Here is a 17,499-nt window from a genome sequence, read left to right as displayed (position 1 = left end):
CCTTGGATATTACTACCATTTCATGCATTTAATTCCTTGTTCCTTTTTACTCTGATAAATTTTTATTTTTAGCTTAATTATGATGTAGCAAAATGGTTAGTGTTCCCGTGAAATGGCACTACGCCGAACCATATCAATTGCTTTCATATTAGCATGAGAATCCTCCAGTGATATCGGCACTTCCCGATCATACAAAATTGCCTTGGCGAACAGCTCGCTCTGAATCACAAACTGATTCTCAACCGGAAATTTCATAACCTTCTCATCCGAGCCGCTATGCAGAAAGATTCGACTCGAACGATCTATAGGTGGACTAAAAGGAAGAGGCATAAAAATGCGTCCCTCCGTACCGCAAATATGCACATGCTGATGTGATGAAGACTGTGTAGAGCAGGTAAATGTAGCGGTGCCTTTCTGAAAATCCATGATCGCCGAAGTCAGATAATCGACTTTCAGATCGTCGTCTTTCTTCATTCGAGAATGAATATCAGTCGGTTCTCTTTCGAATAGAAAGCGTGAAAGAGAGATCGCATAACAGCCAATATCCATCAGTGCCCCGCCGCCCGTCTCTACCTGATTTCGAATATCATCCGGATCGGTATTATAATAGGAAAAAAATATTTCTATAGTCTGCAGATTACCAATTTCTCTATTATGAACAAGCTCATAAGCCTTTTCCCATTGTGGATGATGGCGGTACATGAATGCTTCCATAACCTTCAGATCGGGATATTTTTCTGCAACACTCAGCAATTTTTCAGTCTCATCAGCATCCATTGCTATCGGTTTTTCACAAAGCACATGTTTGCCTGCTTCCAGTGCCTTAACTGACCAAGGTAAATGAAGGTGATTGGGCAGTGGAATATATACGGCATCGATGTCCGAATCATCCAGCAACTCGTCATAGGACCCATAAAATTTGGGGATACTTAGCTTTTTAGCTGTTCTTTCGGCCTTTTCTTTACTCCGAGAACTGATAGCTTCAATTAATGAATGTTTATCCTCTTTTATCGCCGGAATTACTTTTTCAACCGCAATATTTGCAGTTCCAAGTACGCCCCATCGAATTTTATCCATAATTTTATTATTTATTGTGGTTTATATTAATATAAACAGATGAAATAGATGACACTGTGGGGAAAAAGAGCACTACAATGAGGAAAATATAACCGTAACTTATTCTTCTCATCATTTTATATAGGTCTTTATTAAGCAATCACAACACATTTATTCCTTAGTAACACAACAAGATAAAGCACAATATCTCATCTCGGTGCTCTACCCCGAAACGTAACGGGTTGGTATTATAATGCACCGCCTTAACAAGAGAAATACCGAAGTCTGATGAATACATTACTTGTCATAGGTTTTCTGATAGTGGTCGGATATTTTGCGGGCAGGTTCTGTGAAACAATTGGTATACCCAAAGTTATAGGATACATCTTCACCGGCATTCTATTCAGTCCGAACACCATGGATTGGATTTCTCCTGATTTCATTGTTAACACAAAACCTCTACTTTCTATCAGCCTTGCCTTCATAACCTTTGAGGTAGGCGGGGAACTAAAGTGGTCAAAAATCAAGAAACGGGAAAAAGACATCTTCGGCATCACTTTGATGGCAAGTATAGTTCCCTTAGTATTAATAGTAGGCATCTTTTACCTGTCCGGCCTTATATTCTCTTGGTATCTGCCTTTTACCGACCTTTCCGTAATTTTAGCCTTTTCCCTACTACTTGCGGCGCTGGCCAGCCCTACCGATCCAACCGCAACACTGGCTGTCATCCATCAATATAAGGTCGAAGGCATTGTAAAAGATACCATTTTGGGAGTAGCTGCCATTGACGATGCCCTCGGCATATTCGTTTTCAGTCTGGGCATTGCTGTCTCTTCTTTTTTGCTGCAAGAAACCGGAAACCTTCAGCATAGTCTTTACTTTGCCCTGCATCATATCGGTGGCGGCATACTCGTGGGGCTCGTTATAGCCCTCATTATGAAGATTTTCTTGAACTACAATAACAAAATTAAGGGCGAGGGTAACTGGATTATCATAACTTTTTCTCTGATTGCGATATGCTACGGGACTGCCGCTTTCATGGAAATGGATGAGCTTCTGGCCTGTATGGTAATGGGCATGATCGTAGTCAATACCAGTGAAAACCATAAACTGGTTTTTGAAACCATAGAAAGATATACCGAAGAGCTCATTTTCTTGTTCTTTTTTGTGCTCAGTGGCCTCCAGCTAAATGTCCAAATGATTCCGCAGGCTCTTTTGCCCATTCTCCTTTTTGTACTGCTAAGGATGGTTGGGAAGTATTCTGGGAGTTACCTGGGTGCCGCTATTGTAAAGTCAGAGCCTAAAATAAAGAAATATACCGCCGGTGGACTTATCCCCCAAGGCGGCATAGTTATCGGCTTAGTCCTTTTACTCAATCAATATGAGGCATTTTCAGTATTTTATGACATACTGCTGGCGGTGGTAATGGGATCGGTGATTTTGAACGAAATAATTGGTCCTCTGGCAGCCAAATATTCGCTACAAAAAGCCGGGGAAATACACAATGAGAACCAACTTTAAACTCGGACTCTTTGGCAAAGGGTTAAAAACGAAAAAATACAGGTTTATTTTCTTAGCGCAACCTGATTGCAACAAGAAATTTTCATCCTTAATCTGTTCGCTAATCTTACTCAGTTTTAATGCTTTCCACCCAGATTCACAAATCCAGCCCTGAGAGTTTACCAGCTTATAGTCAGCACAACGTTTGCCATTGCCGCAGCAGTCAACAGAAAAACCATCATTCCGCATATCCTCTTGCATGTGATCGATAACTTGCGCTCCATTCATAAGCTCTTACTTTGAACTGGTCTTCACTGCCCATAAACCAATAAGTATTGGCCACCTCCTCAAAGTTCAATTTTACTCAGCCAATAAATTTTTTGCGCCATCTGTTGATAACTTTATCGATCTCTCCACCAACTATTACCATAAATCCAATCCCAATAATTAGCAACCACTGATTGCCATCCAACGGCATCGTGCGGAAAATAATCTGCATGAATCCCACGTGCAGTACAGCCAGATGTGCAAGTATAGCCGACAATAAACTGACGAACAGAAACTTATTGGAAAAGAAATCAATCTGAAAAATACTCCTATCCAAAGATCGACAGTTCAGCACGTGAAAAAATTGGAATACCACCATCTGTGTCATTGCCACTGTTCGGGCCATATCCAAATCTCCAGTTTGCTCAAAAGTCCACCAAAACATCCCTAAAGTTCCTGTTGCCAGCACCAGACCTACGCCACCAAGCCGTTCAACCAACCAACGAGTTAAGATACCTTCTTTCGGGCTTCGGGGTTTACGTTTTAGAATGCCCGGTTCGCCAGGCTCAAAGGCAAGTGCAATATCCTGAAGTCCATTGGTAACAAGATTTATCCAAAGAATCTGAACAGCAACAAAAGGCAAGGGCCAATTCATCAGAACAGCAGCCAGAATCACGATCAATTCCCCAACAGCTGTAGAAAGGAGAAAAAATGTCACTTTTCGTATGTTGGAAAAAATGATCCTACCCTCTTCAATTGCTGCGGTAATAGTAGCAAAATTATCATCAGACAGCACAATATCCGAGGCCTCACGAGCTACATCTGTTCCGCTTTTCCCCATGGCAACTCCCAAATGTGCTGCCCGCAATGCCGGGGCATCATTCACGCCATCTCCCGTAACCGCCACAATATTACCCAAACTCTTGAGCCGATCCACTATTCGGAACTTATGCTCAGGAGTAACACGCGCAAAGATATTGATATCTGAAAGCTGGAGTTCCAGCTCCTTATCCGAAAGCTGATCCAGCATTTTCCCTTCCAGGGCTCCCACTTTCTCGGGATCAAGCCCCAGCTGACGGCCTATGGAAACTGCCGTATCAATATGATCACCGGTTATCATCACTACGCGAATACCCGATTTTTGAGCGGTATCAATTGCTTCCAATACCTCGGGACGAATAGGATCTTCCATGCCCTGCAATCCAGCCAGAATCAAACCATCTTCAAAAAGAGATTCATCATCTAAGTTTTTAATTTCTATGCGACGATATGCCATCGCCAAAACGCGAAGTCCTTCCCCGGCCATCTCTGTTGCCACAGCTCGTACTTTTTCACGATCAACAGGTACCAACTCCCCATCTATCAATTGTTGTTCACACCGCTCCATAATAGATTCGGGAGCTCCTTTTAAGAATACCACTTGACCATCTGCACCTTTATTCAAGGTAGCCATATATTTCCGCTCCGGCTCAAAAGGCAGCATATCAATCTCTTCCATATCCAATCGGATATTCGTAAGAGGTACACCACCTTTATAGGCAGATACGTGAAGCGCTATTTCAGTGGGATCTCCCTGAGGATCTTCAGCCTCTATAGCTTCAACATTAGCTTCATTCGCAAGCGTGCCCGCCAGAAGCGTTTGATAAAGTCCTGTCCTAACCGACGGCTCTATTTCATGATCATCTTCTACAATATTCCCCTGAAGCTGATAACCGGCCTTGGTCGTTTCATATATCCGATCATCAGCCCAAATTTTACGCACTGTCATCTGATTTTTTGTAAGTGTCCCGGTCTTGTCTGATCCTATTACCGTTGTACTTCCAAGGGTTTCTACAGCCGGTAATGATCGGATGATAGCACGCCTGTCAGCCATTCGTCGTACACCTATTGCCAATGTTACCGTAAGCACCACCGGTAGTCCTTCCGGAATGGCAGACACCGCCATCGCCACAACAGTGATAAATATTTCTGAGGGATTCATTTTATATAAAATCCCGATCACAGCAATCAGGAATGCAAATCCGAGGATAAGATATCCGATATATTTTCCTAATTTATCTACCTTTTCCTGCAAGGGCGTTTTTGTTACACCTATCTCCTTAACCGTAGCAGCAATTTCCCCCAACTCGGTAGAGATTCCTGTACGCACCACAACTGCTTTTGCTCGGCCCTGTGTAACAATAGTTCCGGCAAATGCCATGTTTCTTTGATCAGCCGGCATCAGGTTTTCCCCTTCAATAACCTTACTCTCTTTCCGTATAACGCTCGATTCTCCAGTAAGGGCCGACTCGTCAACCTCTAATCCTTTAGAATAGATGATCCGCATATCAGCTGAAACCCGACCACCCGAACTGAGCAATACAATATCCCCCGGTACCAACTTTCGGCTGGGAATTTCAATTTCACGGCCATCGCGAATAACATGCGCTCTGGGAGCTGAGAGTTTTGAAAGTGATTGTATTGCACTTTCTGCCTTGCTTTCCTGAATATACCCGATCAAGGCATTTAGTAATACAACGGCCGCAATTACTCCAGAATCGATGTAATCCTGGAGCACAAATGTAACAAATGCAGCAGCTAATAGAATATAAATCAGCGGATCCTTAAATTGATGCAACAAGATTTGCCAACGGGTTAAACCAGCTTCGGTCTCAATTTCATTGGCACCAAAATATTTAAACCGCTTTTCAGCTTCTTTGGAATCCAGTCCCTTTTGCAAAGAACTATCAATCGTTTTAATAACTTCTTGTGCAGTAAGGGTATACCAAGGATTTTCTGAAACTTTTCGCCCGTCTGCTACCACCGTTTTTTCTCTCCCCATGCTTCAACATCCTCATACATTAAGTTAAAGTCACTTTTGTTTTTTCTTCAGCGCCTTTAACTTTTTTCAATGTTTCTACAACGCTATCGGGATTCAACGAAATAGAGTCGATGCCACATTCCACCAGAAAAGCCGCATAATTAGAATCGTCACTTGGAGCTTGTCCGCAGAAACCAACGGGACAACTAACGTTATGTGCTTTTTCAATGACCTGGCGTATAAAAGTTTTTACCGCCTCATTATTTTCATCAAAGAGGTAGTTCAATTCGGTAGAATCGCGATCAACCCCAAGCACCAGCTGGGTTAAATCGTTGGAACCGATAGAAAAACCGTCAAACTTCTCGGCAAATTGTTCTGCAAGAATAATGTTAGCCGGAATCTCACACATCATATAAACTTTCAAATTATGATCTCCTCTCTTCAGCCCGTTTTTCTCCATCTCTTCAAGCACCTTGTCGGCCTCATCGGTTGTTCTGCAAAATGGAATCATAACAATCAGGTTTTCCAGACCGATTTCTTCTCTCACTTTTTTAATAGCCTGGCATTCCAGGGCAAAACCTTCTCTGTACCCTTCCGAATAGTAACGAGAAGCACCTCTCCATCCCAGCATAGGGTTTTCTTCATCAGGCTCAAACTCTTTGCCCCCGATTAAATCGGCATATTCGTTAGTCTTAAAGTCGCTGGTTCTCACAATCACAGGCTCGGGATACTGCGAAGCAGTAATCTTAGCTATACCTGCAGCCAATTTATCCACAAAGAACTCTCTTTTGTCTTTATAGCGCTGAGTGATTTTTCTAATCTTTTCTCGGTCCGATTCCGAGATAATCTTGTCAAAGTTTATAAGGGCCTTCGGGTGGATTTTAATATGGTTACCAATAATAAACTCCATCCGCGCCAGCCCGATACCCTTTACCGGCAAGCGCCACCATTTGAAGGCTGACTCTGGCGTCGCCAGGTTAATCATGATATCGGTCTTCGTTTCCGGCAGCTCACCTAAGTCTATGGTATCTTCTTCATATTCAAGGTGTCCGTCGAATACCAGCCCTTCATCACCCCCGGCGCACGATAGGGTAATCTCTTTACCCTCTCTCAGTACTTTTGTACCTTCTTTGGTACCGACAATAGCCGGGATACCCATTTCACGACTTACAATGGCTGCGTGGCAAGTACGTCCTCCGGAGTCTGTGATAACACCCCTGATATTTTTAAGTGCCGGTACCCAATCCGGTTCGGTCATTTGTGTTACCAGTATGCTATCTTCTTCGAGCTTATCAAGTTCGCTGATATGCTCTACCTTACGTACTTTTCCATGAACCACGCTGCTGCCTATACTGATACCTTTCAATACTGGTTTCTCATCTTTTTTAGCAAGCCGATAAGAGTGGAATTCATTCTTTGCTACATTAGCATGCACCGTCTCCGGCCTGGCCTGAACAATGAAAAGATCATCAGTTTTATCATCCTTAACCCACTCGATATCCATAGGCTTTTCGTAATGTTCTTCAATACTTTTCGCCCACTTAGACAGCTGTATTATTTCATCGTCGCTTAACACAAAAGAGTGTTGTTCTTCTGGAGTCGTTTGCTCATTAACAGTTCTACCTGAATCGCTGGAAGCGTAAACCATTTTCTGCTTTTTACTGCCCAGCTTCTTTTCCAGAATAGGTACTAAACCCTCTTTATCAAGCAGCGGTTTAAAAACGAGATACTGATCGGGATTGATGGTGCCCTGTACGATATTTTCACCAAGACCCCAGGCTGCATTTATCAAAACCACATCCGGGAACCCCGTTTCCGTATCGATCGTAAACATAACGCCAGCCCCCGCTTTATCGGCTCGAATCATGCGCTGTACTCCTATCGAAAGAGCAATATCCATGTGGTCAAATCCCTTGTCATAGCGATAAGATATAGCCCTGTCTGTAAATAGTGAGGCATAACATTCCTTGCACATCTCAATGAGCTGTTCCTTGCCCCTAACATTTAAAAATGTTTCCTGTAAGCCGGCAAAACTGGCAGTGGGCAGGTCTTCGGCAGTGGCACTACTCCTTACAGCTACCGAAATATTTTCAATTTCATTCTTCCTGCACAGCTCATCATACGCCTCACGGATAGATTCCGCTACCGAAATAGGGAAAACACCATTTCGGATAAATTCACGAATCTGGTGACCGGTATTTTCCAGATTTTGGGAGTCGTCCTCATATTTTTCCAACTCTTCACGGATAGGTTCCTCCAGTTTATTCTCTTTTATAAACTTCCAATAGGCTGCTGAAGTAGTTGCAAACCCATCTGGAATATTAATGCCCATCGATCCCAAATTATGGGACATCTCTCCGAGGGAAGCATTTTTGCCGCCAACGATTTCAACATCTTCCATTCCTATATCATCGAACCATCGTATTAAGTCTGTCTGCTGATCATTCATAGTTACACCTGTATATTTTTAATCTTTTTTATCGGGCTATATAACCCCCATCAACCATAAGAGAATCACCGCTGATAAAAGATGCTTTATCAGAAGCAATCCAGACGATAGCTTCGGCCACTTCTTCCGACTCCCCCAGTCTTCCTATGGGGTGCAGTGATTCTGTTTGTTTTTTGGTTTCTTTGTCCGTGGTGATTCCTGCCCGGTCAAGCATCGGGGTTTCAATAAAACCAGGGCAAACGGCATTAATACGTATGCCTTGTTCGGAATACTCTAATGCTGCAGTTTTCGTAAGACCTATAAGACCATGCTTGGCAGCCGTATACGCCGGTGCACCCGCAAAACCTACTTTTCCCAATATCGAAGAGATATTAACAATAGAGCCGCCATTTTCCGGCATAGCGGGAATTTCATATTTCATACATAGCCACTGACCTTTCAGGTTTATATTCAAAACCCGGTCCCAGTCCTCTTCGGTATATTCCACAGTAGTAGTCATAGGTCCTTCTATCCCTGCATTATTGCAGGCATAGTCTAACCGACCCAAATGATCTACTGTTTTATTGATCATATTCTCAACTTCATCGGCCTTAGAAATATCTGCGGTGATGGATAAGACTTCTCCCTCCTGCTCTTTGACTAAGTCAGCCGTTTTTCGCAAACCTTCTTCATCAACGTCACTTATTGCCACATTCGCATTTTTTTCAGCAAATAACACAGCGGTAGCCCTGCCTATGCCGGATGCTGCACCTGTCACTAATGCTACTTTATTGTTCATAGTATCTATCTTTTTGAGTCTGAAGGTTTTTTCTTGTCAGCTACTGTCTGATAATCACACGTCGAAATGCCAAAAATGGAATAAAGTGGACAAAAGCCGGTTATTCCCGATATCAGAGGGATGATACCAATCGTACCCCAAAGGCTTTGATAGTAAAACCCAATTGCCATGATTATAAGTGCCAATATCACACGAAGTGCTCGGTCAATTCTGCCTATGTTGTACCTCATAATATTCTATAAATAATTGTGTTATGCCGGTTACTTTAATTTAAAGACAGATCCGGCATTTTCAGCCGGTTCTGTCTTTTTTTAAGAATACGCTATATTAATTATTCGATACTTATCTGCTTGGATTTTTTAACTTCACTTTTGGGAATCCTCACAGATAATACACCGTCTTTAAAATTAGCTTTTATATCATCTGCTTTGACTTCTGAGGGTAGTGTAAAAGATCGAGTGAAAGTGCCGTGATATCGCTCTTTGCGGAGGAAATCCTCCTCTTCTTCTTTCTCCTCATACTTTCGTTTGCCACTGATGGTTAATCGATTGTCGCTATAACTAACCTCGACATCCTCTTTACTAAGACCGGGCAAGTCAACGCTCACCATATAAGCACTATCAGTTTCACTCACATCAGTATCAGGTGCCCATAATTCCATACCATTTCCACCATTACTGCTTCGCATTTTTGAAAGGGGAGAAATCTCATCAAAGATGCGATCCAGATCTCTTCGAATAGCTTCCAGCGGTGACAATTCTGAATATTTGGTTGGTGCTTTCATAATACTATACCTTTTAAAATTAGAGATAAGCAGGATGCCTATCTTTTAGTGTACAGTACCAATAAAACCAACCTGAGAAATCTTATTACTCGGTGAGAGTCTCAAGCTATCTGTAGGATATTGGAAGAAGAGCTTTTAGTGGATTTCCCTACATCACTACTTAAAAAGTACAGATTCAAATTAGAGATATGGTGCTAATAGAAAAGGATTGTTATTCTAATAGATAAGAACCGGAACCTAATTTTCAATATCCGGAAGTCAGACAGAAAACCTTTAGTCGAGATCTAAATCTTTATTTCTGCTTTTTTTCGCCTTCCACCCATTTTACCGCATGCCTCATAAGCTCTGTGGCATTATCCAGGTTAAGCTTGGTTTTTATACGTGCCCGATACGATTCTACCGTCTTAACTGACAAATGAAGTTTTTCGGCAATATCACGGGTAGTTTTCCCCTTGCCGGTAAATTCAAACACCTCTAACTCCCGGTCACTAAGCTGCTCAAGGGGAGACTCTGAAATATCATCGCGTCCCTGTGCCATTCCCAACAGCAACTTTTCACTGACCTCATCACTTACGTAAATACCCCCGTTTAATATTTTTCTAACAGCTTTAACCAACACTTCTCCGGCCTCCTGTTTCATGATATATCCCTTAGCCCCTGCACGCAACACACGTTTAGCATAAAGGTTTTCTTCATGACGCGAAACAATCAGTACCTTTAAATCAGAATCTCGTGAGACCAAATGTTTGAGCAGCTCTAACCCACTCATACCGGGCAGAGAAATATCTATAACCGCCAGATCGGGGGAAAGATCATCATATTTCTCCAACACTTCTTCAGCCCGTTCAAATTGATCTATCACCTCAAAGCCATGTTCAGCATTTAATGTCTCACTTAACCCTTTACGCATCATCGGGTGATCATCAATAACAATAATATTTTGCTTATAATCATCAGCCATAACTATTATACCTATTTTGTTATTTGTTCTTGTTGTAAATTATTTAAAGGAATCCTGCACACTACTTGTGTCCATCCATCCGATGTTCTGTTAATTCTTAAATTGCCTCCCAGGGTATGGGCGCGATAACGCATTGTTTTTATACCCATTCCCTTTTCATTTTCAATACTCTCCGATTTCGAGAAACCTATCCCGTCGTCTTCCACAATCAGTTGCAGATGATTTTCATTTGCTTCAAAACTGACCGAAATATGATCAGCTTTTCCATGATTTATAGCATTATTAAGAGCCTCTTGTACTATTCGATACAAATGCAGCGAAACGGATTTCGTTTCGTTTTCAAGTAAATCAGACAGTTCACATGTACACTGAATACCGTAATAACTTTGGAGTCGTTCACATAACCGATGGATAGCAACTTCCAATCCCTCATTTTCAAGCTCAATATGAGCCAATCCGTGGGCCAGCTGACGGGCTTGCTCGTCGGCCTCTTTTATCATATCTGCAATTTCCACTATTTCATCCGCAGCCGGTAATCCATTTGCTTTAAACTTGCGAGCAAGGTTTCGGCTGATCATGCCAATACCGGAAAGCATTTGTCCCAGGCTGTCATGTAGCTCTTGCCCTAAATTAATTCGTTCTTCTTCCGCTATTTTTAATATCTCATTTTCCAATTGCCTCCGATTGCTTATATCCTTAATCAAACCAGTGAAGATAACCTCATCGCCAAATCTGACTTCATTAACCGCCAGTTCAATCGGAAATATAGAACCGTCTTTTCTTTTCCCCCGAACCTCTCTGCCAATGCCAATAATTTTCTTTTCGCCGGTCTCAAGATAATTTTCTATATACTGATCATGCTCTTCGTTATAAGGCGATGGCATCAAAATATTGACATTTTCGCCCATAACTTCTTCCGCGGAATATCCAAACATCTCTTCCGCTGCCTTGTTGAAACCTTGAATAGTTCCCTTTTTATCGATTGTTATAATGCCCTCTACGGCCGTTTCCAAAATGGCTTCGGTACGAGCCTGACTTTCGGATAACTCGAACTCCACTTTTTTTTGCGTACTGATATCACTTGCCGTACCCAGAATAATAGATTCTCCCTGACTATTTTCTATCATAACCCTCTTTACATCCAGCCAGATACTTGAATTATTCTTATGATGACCTTCTACTTCGAATGATATACTTTTTCCCTTTTTTAAAAGGGCTAATTCTTCCTCAAATTCATCCGAACCCCGATCTGGATAGAGGGACCATACCGGTTTACCTTCAACTTCTTCTGCTTTATATCCGAACACCTTTTCACCTCCCCCATTCCAGTACAGAATAGTCCCATCCTGATCGATTAACATCACTAATCTTGGCAGGTTATCCAGTATGGTTTCAAGATCCTTTCTGGAAAGGTCTGCATTAAAGGCCATCTTGTTCATATCGCCACTTATATAATTAAAAATTCCTTTATCGAATAATTTAGGGAACTATTCTATTCCTATCATACTATTTTTTTATCGCCCCTGCCCTACATTTTACCCCCACACTTTTGTAGGAATATTTCCTACACTCTTTTGTTGTTTTTCTCTCTGGTAACTTAGTATAAAAAGGATAGATATTTGAAGTGAATCATTAAATTAAATAATCCATCTATTATGGAAACTAAAACAAAACAAGAGATCTTAGACTTGTACGATCTTATGCTTGAACAACTGCGCGACCTGTATGACGGAGAACGCCAACAGCTCAACTACCTCCTCAAAGCAGATGAACAGGTCACCGCCTTTGAACTGGACGAAATCATCCAGATGCACCGCCGAGAAACTAAAAGGCAACTGGAAAGAATTGAAGAAGTCTTCAAGATACTCAATGAAAAGCCTACCGGGGAAACATGTGATGGCATAAAAGGCATCATTGATGAAGCTCTTAAACTAACCGAACGCTGTAAAAATCCAGAAGTTCGCGATGCTGCACTGGTCACAGCAATCCAGCATATCAACCATTACGAAATAGCCGGTTATGGCACTGCTATAGCCTATGCCAAAGCTCATGAACAACACGATATTGCCGAACTCCTGCTTGAAACGCTGAGAGAAGAAAAAAGAGCCGATATGGGATTAAGTGACCTTGCCCAAGATCGGATTAATCCGGATGCTAAATGGACTAATATTGTAGAGAAGTCTGAAAAATAATCAGCTTTACAACTGTAGAAAACGGCAAAATAGTTCTATTGTATAGTATAAAACTAAAATATCCTGTTAGGGGCCTTTGCAGAACTCACTGATTTGTTGGGAGGTGGTTGTACCACCGACCTTATTGACCTTTTAAACGGGAGTACAACTCCCTCAGAACGAGAATTGAAGGGGCAAAGGCATATGTTATAAATATCACCGTCCCTGCTTTCATTTTCAGGAGATATCTTCATCTGTGCATCTTACTCGTCGCGGTAGTCTCCCAAGAGCAAAGCAATTAGTTTAAAATTATCAACTTCATCACACATAACCTTTACCCACTCAGAAGAGGGAGTAAATATCAACCCTAAAAGAAATCAAAGTCTTCGTAGTGAATGTTCTCCTTGGGCACATCCATTATTTTGAATTCCTTTAATAATTTCTGTCTCATCTGCCGGGGACCACAGATGTAAACGGCTTTCTGCTTCACGTCCGGAATATCACGAGCATCCAAAAAGCCTTCCCGGTCGGCACAAACCAGATGAATATTGAATCCGGTAAATTGCTCCTCGAATTCTTTGAACTCATTCAAATACACTGCCTCTTTTTTACTGTTTACACAGTAGTACAAATCTGCCTCAATATCAGATTCCTGTTCTTTTAAATTTCTGACCCAACTCAGAAAGGGTGCAATTCCTACGCCTCCGGCTATCCACACCTGGCTTTTTGATTCTTGCCTGTAGTCGAACCGACCGTAGGGACCTTCAAGCAATGCTATTGCATCGATATCTAAATTTTTATGAAGATTCTGGGTGTAATCCCCAAGAGCCTTTACCATTATTTTTATTCTTTTTCGTCCTGGTGCACTACAGACCGTAAATGGATGTGTTTCGCGTGTAATATCCGGGGCAATAAAGCTGAAAAAATAAAACTGACCGGGTGTAAAAGTTATACTCTCTTCTGCTTGTAACTCTATTTCCATAACTTGATCACTCAACCGATCTACATTCGCAACCTTAAACCGGGGCTTTGGCAGTACAAATTCCAGCAGGAATGATTTATAAACCCATGCTACTATTGCCGCAACGGATAAAATAACCAGATACAGAAATAATAAAGGACTGGCAGCTGCCAGATCCTCAAGTGTAAACAAATGAATGACCCCAAGAATAAAAACACCACCCATAAATTTGTGTGTTAACTTCCACTTGTCATACGGGAGTTTAATCACCAGTGTCAGCAGCATCAAAATAATCAGCCCCCACAATGCCCAACTGCCAAAATCAACTGCTAACCGACGGTGCACTGGAAAATAATACCAGAATGCCTTGCCGATATCCTGCGGTATCCACCTGATTGACAGTAGAATGGGATGGATTAACAGCAATACAAAAGCAACCTTGGCCATTCGATGATGGGTATGATACATTTTATCCAATCCACCAAAATAGGATTCCAGCCATTTGATTCGCGCCGACAGTATAAATGTGATCGCAAAAAAAGCGAAGCCGGTAAGAGCAAAGAGCTGACTGGAATAGATAAAAAATCCTTTGCCACTTTGCTTAAACGTTGTCTCAGGATAGGCTGTTAACCAAAGTGGGATAGCCAGTAGCGGAATCAGCCAGAATATCCAGGGCCCAATTTTTTTCTTATTAATGATACTTCCTCTGTTAAATAATTAAATATTATCTAAATGATCCTTACCATTTATTCTAATGCATAGACTAAATTTTTTTAAGCAGCTTCTTTGCTTTGCGAAACCACCAATGTAATACTGAACTACTGTGCTCAGCTTATCTCAGTATCTCTTTCAACATCTATAAACACTCGCTCTTTAAAAGCCTTAACACACCCAGTGCTACAGACCCTGAAATAAATGCAGGGTAACACTGGTTTTATAAAGCTCTCTTAGAATGACAGTCATGACATAGTCCGGTAATCAGCATCAGGTGCTTCTGGAATTACAGAGCTGGTCTGTTGGTCATCAGATATTTCAGTATGACGTATATGTCCTCCAAGATTTCCTGTATATGCAAGATATCCCGCATTCAACAATGCAAAAGCCAGCAAAATCCAGACAAAAGCCTTAAATCCTTTGGCTTTCTTCTTATTCATATATAACCCTACAATTCCACCGATACCCATCAACATAGTAAGCCACCAAGATATATCAGCCGCCTCTTCATGATCTTCTATAGAATCATGAGTCACCTCCTCTATTTCTTCTACGGTTTCTTCTGCATCCTCACCGGATTCAAACACAACGAACATTGCCAAAGCGGCAATTATAAATCCTATGAACGCAATTTTATAGTGCTCGCTGTTTTTACTGATTAATGCCCATACCAGCATGGCAACAGAAAGAAATGTCAGTAGTATTGGAATATGATTCGTTAGCAAATGTAAGTGTGCAGCATCCATAATACTTATACGTTTTTAATTATTAATTATAATAGTCGGTTTAACCTGTTATTTATGTAGCCAGAATTCTGTCAAACTTTATGACTTTTATTCTACCCATCCTTGCCATCTGGGAAATCCGCTTTCATCTCTCAGAATCAACTTGTTATCACCATACTGAATCTGTGCCGCAATCATAACATCATTATTATGATACTTTACAAGTGATCCAATTACGGTAATTTTGTACCCTTCTTTGATTTTATTTTGCTGGTTGCTGAGGAACCACTCCGGACCAAGATGAACGGGAATAATCTTTCCATTTTCGGTTTCCAGCATAAGAATCTTGCCCCGTGTCTCGTCATGCTTTTCGCTGTCTGGGGAAATCTCCAGGACCTCACCTTTAAGTTCTTCAACTTTATCAGGATCAAAATCTCTTTCATATCGTTTTCGATATTTCAATCCTCTGGATATTCCATAAGCAATTCCAGCTGCTGTTAGTAAAGCGAGGCTTCCTCCCACTAACTTCAAATTTTTGATAACTTCTTGTGTATTCATAATAGTGGGTTGTTAAAAGTTTAAATTACTGTGCGATCTGCAATAAATTCTGAGGCTGGTAAACCCCAGGAAGGTATTTTTCCACCCAGCGTGTAATACATCGATTTAAAACCCATCTTTAGCATATGAGGAGTATATCCCATTTTCAGGATACTTGTATCTCCGCCCCACCATTCGTCGGTATGCATGTAGAATCCTTTATTTCCACCCATATCACCCATACACATCAGCTCAAATTCTAAAGGATCTATTTCATCATCCGGGCTGTAGTTGCCTACTTCTTTACCGATCACCCGGGCCAATACTTCGGCTTCCATATGTCCCAGTGATCCAAGCTTTGGTACTGTTATTGAGGCTGCATCGCCCACGGCAAAAACCTCCGGATAGTCGGGATTTCGCATATACAGATCTGTTACAATAAATCCCTGGTCATCCGAGATGGGTAATTCCTTAAGAAATTCATGTGCCTCCCAATTGGGGAAAATAATTTTTAACTCTGCTTCTACGCTACTGCCATCTTTGAATTCTATACCATCTTCGTGGATCTCTTCTATTCCTCTGGTGTTGGCTTTATATCCATACCCCATATCCTGCATCATAGGCAACAACTCGTCGAGGATCTCTTCTCCGGCATCTTCGGCAATTACTTCAGCAGGGGTAAACAGCGTAATATTTTCAGCTCCGCCCTGTCCCCGTTTTTCAAGCCAATCGGCCAGAGAAAATGCCACTTCTACCGGGGGACCCTCACAGGCAGCTTCTGCCACAGGCAGATCGTTAGGCAACTTCTCACTTTTCCCCTGAACAAAGAGATCAGAACCAATGGCCACAGGCCCACCTTTATATCCGCCATCATGCAAATGACGGCGGATTTCATCCCCATAAAAAGTATCCGTAAACGTATGTCCGTGCTCAGCAAATCCTTTAATCTTATCAAATGCGAGGTGATTGCCCAGTGCGATAACAAGGTAATCGTAACTCATATTTTCACTCGGGGATCCTGAACGCTCGGCAGGTATAAATGATACATTCTTTTGAATGACATCAATATCACGAATATCTCCCTGAATAAATCGAATATTATCTCTTTCGAGAAATTTCATAAATGGCATATGGAGTTCCGCGGCCGGATTATTATTGTTCCATACTTCTATGGGAATATTCGGAATAAAAGATAGATATGGCTTCCGGTCGATACAGGTCATTGTTACTTTATCACCGGCAAATTCGCGGATGTAACGAGCGGTGGTCAATCCTGCGAAGTTACATCCCAAAACGAGAACATGAGGTTTTGCAGCCATGGTTTTCAAAATTTGTTTAATGTTATTTGTAGCATGATCGGAATTTTTTATTGGTTCTCATGAAGCGTGTAATCCTAACTTTGATGTAGTTAAATAACCTCACAAAGATGTAGGGCATCATCCTACATACCAGCTGCTGTACGAAAAAGGTAATATTCCTCTCATCATTCTCTCCTTTTTAAGTAGGCAATTAATAAGCCGGTAATAATTGTAGAAAAAGCCGTTCCAACTTATGCGGTTATGGCTACTACTTTTTCTGTAGTTAAATAAGGTAGGATCATATAGGTAAAACCAGCAGACGATTTCATACAGGATTTCCCCTCACAGATTATGAATATACAATACCTAAATCATGATGTTCGAATATCTTAAATATTGGTAATAACCTTTATAAGGTTTACAAAAAGGAGTCAAACTATATTATATATGATGAAAATTAACAAATACGCATTGAAGCCAATAGAATATATGGAATAC

General features: G+C 41.4%; 14 protein-coding genes. 2 read left to right on the top strand and 12 right to left on the bottom strand.

What is annotated here, in order from left to right:
- Positions 1–96 precede the first annotated feature (96 nt).
- On the bottom strand, positions 97–1,077 hold the full coding sequence (locus ACQ4LT_RS03665) for a Gfo/Idh/MocA family protein (RefSeq protein WP_445664662.1): 981 nt from the start codon (positions 1,075–1,077) through the stop codon (positions 97–99).
- Positions 1,078–1,344: 267 nt separating this feature from the next.
- Between ACQ4LT_RS03665 and ACQ4LT_RS03660 the strand changes: the two genes are divergently transcribed.
- The gene (locus ACQ4LT_RS03660) at positions 1,345–2,577 is read left to right on the top strand and encodes a cation:proton antiporter (protein ID WP_445664661.1); all 1,233 of its coding nucleotides are present in this window, start codon (positions 1,345–1,347) and stop codon (positions 2,575–2,577) included.
- Between the two features lie 343 nt (positions 2,578–2,920).
- Here the strand turns inward: ACQ4LT_RS03660 and ACQ4LT_RS03655 are convergent, their stop codons facing one another.
- From ACQ4LT_RS03655 to ACQ4LT_RS03625, 7 genes are all read right to left on the bottom strand, one after another.
- Positions 2,921–5,644: a cation-translocating P-type ATPase gene (locus tag ACQ4LT_RS03655; protein ID WP_445664660.1), complete on the bottom strand. Its 2,724-nt coding sequence runs from the start codon at positions 5,642–5,644 to the stop codon at positions 2,921–2,923.
- Positions 5,645–5,663: 19 nt separating this feature from the next.
- Entirely contained in the window at positions 5,664–8,072 is a 2,409-nt protein-coding gene (gene ppsA, locus ACQ4LT_RS03650) for a phosphoenolpyruvate synthase (protein WP_445664659.1), read from the bottom strand.
- A gap of 28 nt (positions 8,073–8,100) precedes the next feature.
- Positions 8,101–8,859: an SDR family oxidoreductase gene (locus tag ACQ4LT_RS03645; protein WP_445665061.1), complete on the bottom strand. Its 759-nt coding sequence runs from the start codon at positions 8,857–8,859 to the stop codon at positions 8,101–8,103.
- On the bottom strand, positions 8,856–9,080 hold the full coding sequence (locus ACQ4LT_RS03640; protein WP_445664658.1) for a YgaP family membrane protein: 225 nt from the start codon (positions 9,078–9,080) through the stop codon (positions 8,856–8,858). The genes ACQ4LT_RS03645 and ACQ4LT_RS03640 overlap by 4 nt, the downstream gene beginning before the upstream one ends.
- A 101-nt stretch (positions 9,081–9,181) precedes the next feature.
- The gene (locus tag ACQ4LT_RS03635) at positions 9,182–9,634 is read right to left on the bottom strand and encodes an Hsp20/alpha crystallin family protein (RefSeq protein ID WP_445664657.1); all 453 of its coding nucleotides are present in this window, start codon (positions 9,632–9,634) and stop codon (positions 9,182–9,184) included.
- Positions 9,635–9,926: 292 nt separating this feature from the next.
- On the bottom strand, positions 9,927–10,595 hold the full coding sequence (locus tag ACQ4LT_RS03630; protein ID WP_445664656.1) for a response regulator transcription factor: 669 nt from the start codon (positions 10,593–10,595) through the stop codon (positions 9,927–9,929).
- An 11-nt stretch (positions 10,596–10,606) separates the two neighbouring features.
- Positions 10,607–12,034: a PAS domain-containing sensor histidine kinase gene (locus ACQ4LT_RS03625; RefSeq protein WP_445664655.1), complete on the bottom strand. Its 1,428-nt coding sequence runs from the start codon at positions 12,032–12,034 to the stop codon at positions 10,607–10,609.
- Positions 12,035–12,250: 216 nt separating this feature from the next.
- On the opposite strand from ACQ4LT_RS03625, the gene ACQ4LT_RS03620 reads away from it, so the two are divergent.
- Positions 12,251–12,787, top strand: coding sequence for a YciE/YciF ferroxidase family protein (locus ACQ4LT_RS03620; protein ID WP_445664654.1), 537 nt, complete (start codon positions 12,251–12,253; stop codon positions 12,785–12,787).
- Between the two features lie 346 nt (positions 12,788–13,133).
- Here the strand turns inward: ACQ4LT_RS03620 and ACQ4LT_RS03615 are convergent, their stop codons facing one another.
- The 4 genes from ACQ4LT_RS03615 to ACQ4LT_RS03600 all read right to left on the bottom strand — a co-directional run bounded on the left by ACQ4LT_RS03615 (position 13,134) and on the right by ACQ4LT_RS03600 (position 17,022).
- Complete coding sequence (locus ACQ4LT_RS03615) at positions 13,134–14,306, bottom strand: ferredoxin reductase family protein (RefSeq protein ID WP_445665060.1); 1,173 nt, start codon at positions 14,304–14,306, stop codon at positions 13,134–13,136.
- A gap of 380 nt (positions 14,307–14,686) precedes the next feature.
- Positions 14,687–15,187 (bottom strand): hypothetical protein, encoded by a 501-nt coding sequence (locus ACQ4LT_RS03610; protein WP_445664653.1) that lies wholly within the window; start codon positions 15,185–15,187, stop codon positions 14,687–14,689.
- Positions 15,188–15,274: 87 nt separating this feature from the next.
- Positions 15,275–15,724, bottom strand: a complete 450-nt coding sequence (locus tag ACQ4LT_RS03605; protein WP_445664652.1) for a DNA-binding protein — start codon at positions 15,722–15,724, stop codon at positions 15,275–15,277.
- 20 nt (positions 15,725–15,744) lie between these two features.
- Complete coding sequence (locus ACQ4LT_RS03600; protein WP_445664651.1) at positions 15,745–17,022, bottom strand: NAD(P)/FAD-dependent oxidoreductase; 1,278 nt, start codon at positions 17,020–17,022, stop codon at positions 15,745–15,747.
- Between the last annotated feature and the right edge of the window lie 477 nt (positions 17,023–17,499).

Source organism: Fodinibius sp. AD559 (assembly GCF_052712805.1).
Note: the sequence above shows the minus strand (reverse complement) of the source record. Positions and strands in the feature narration are given on the sequence as shown.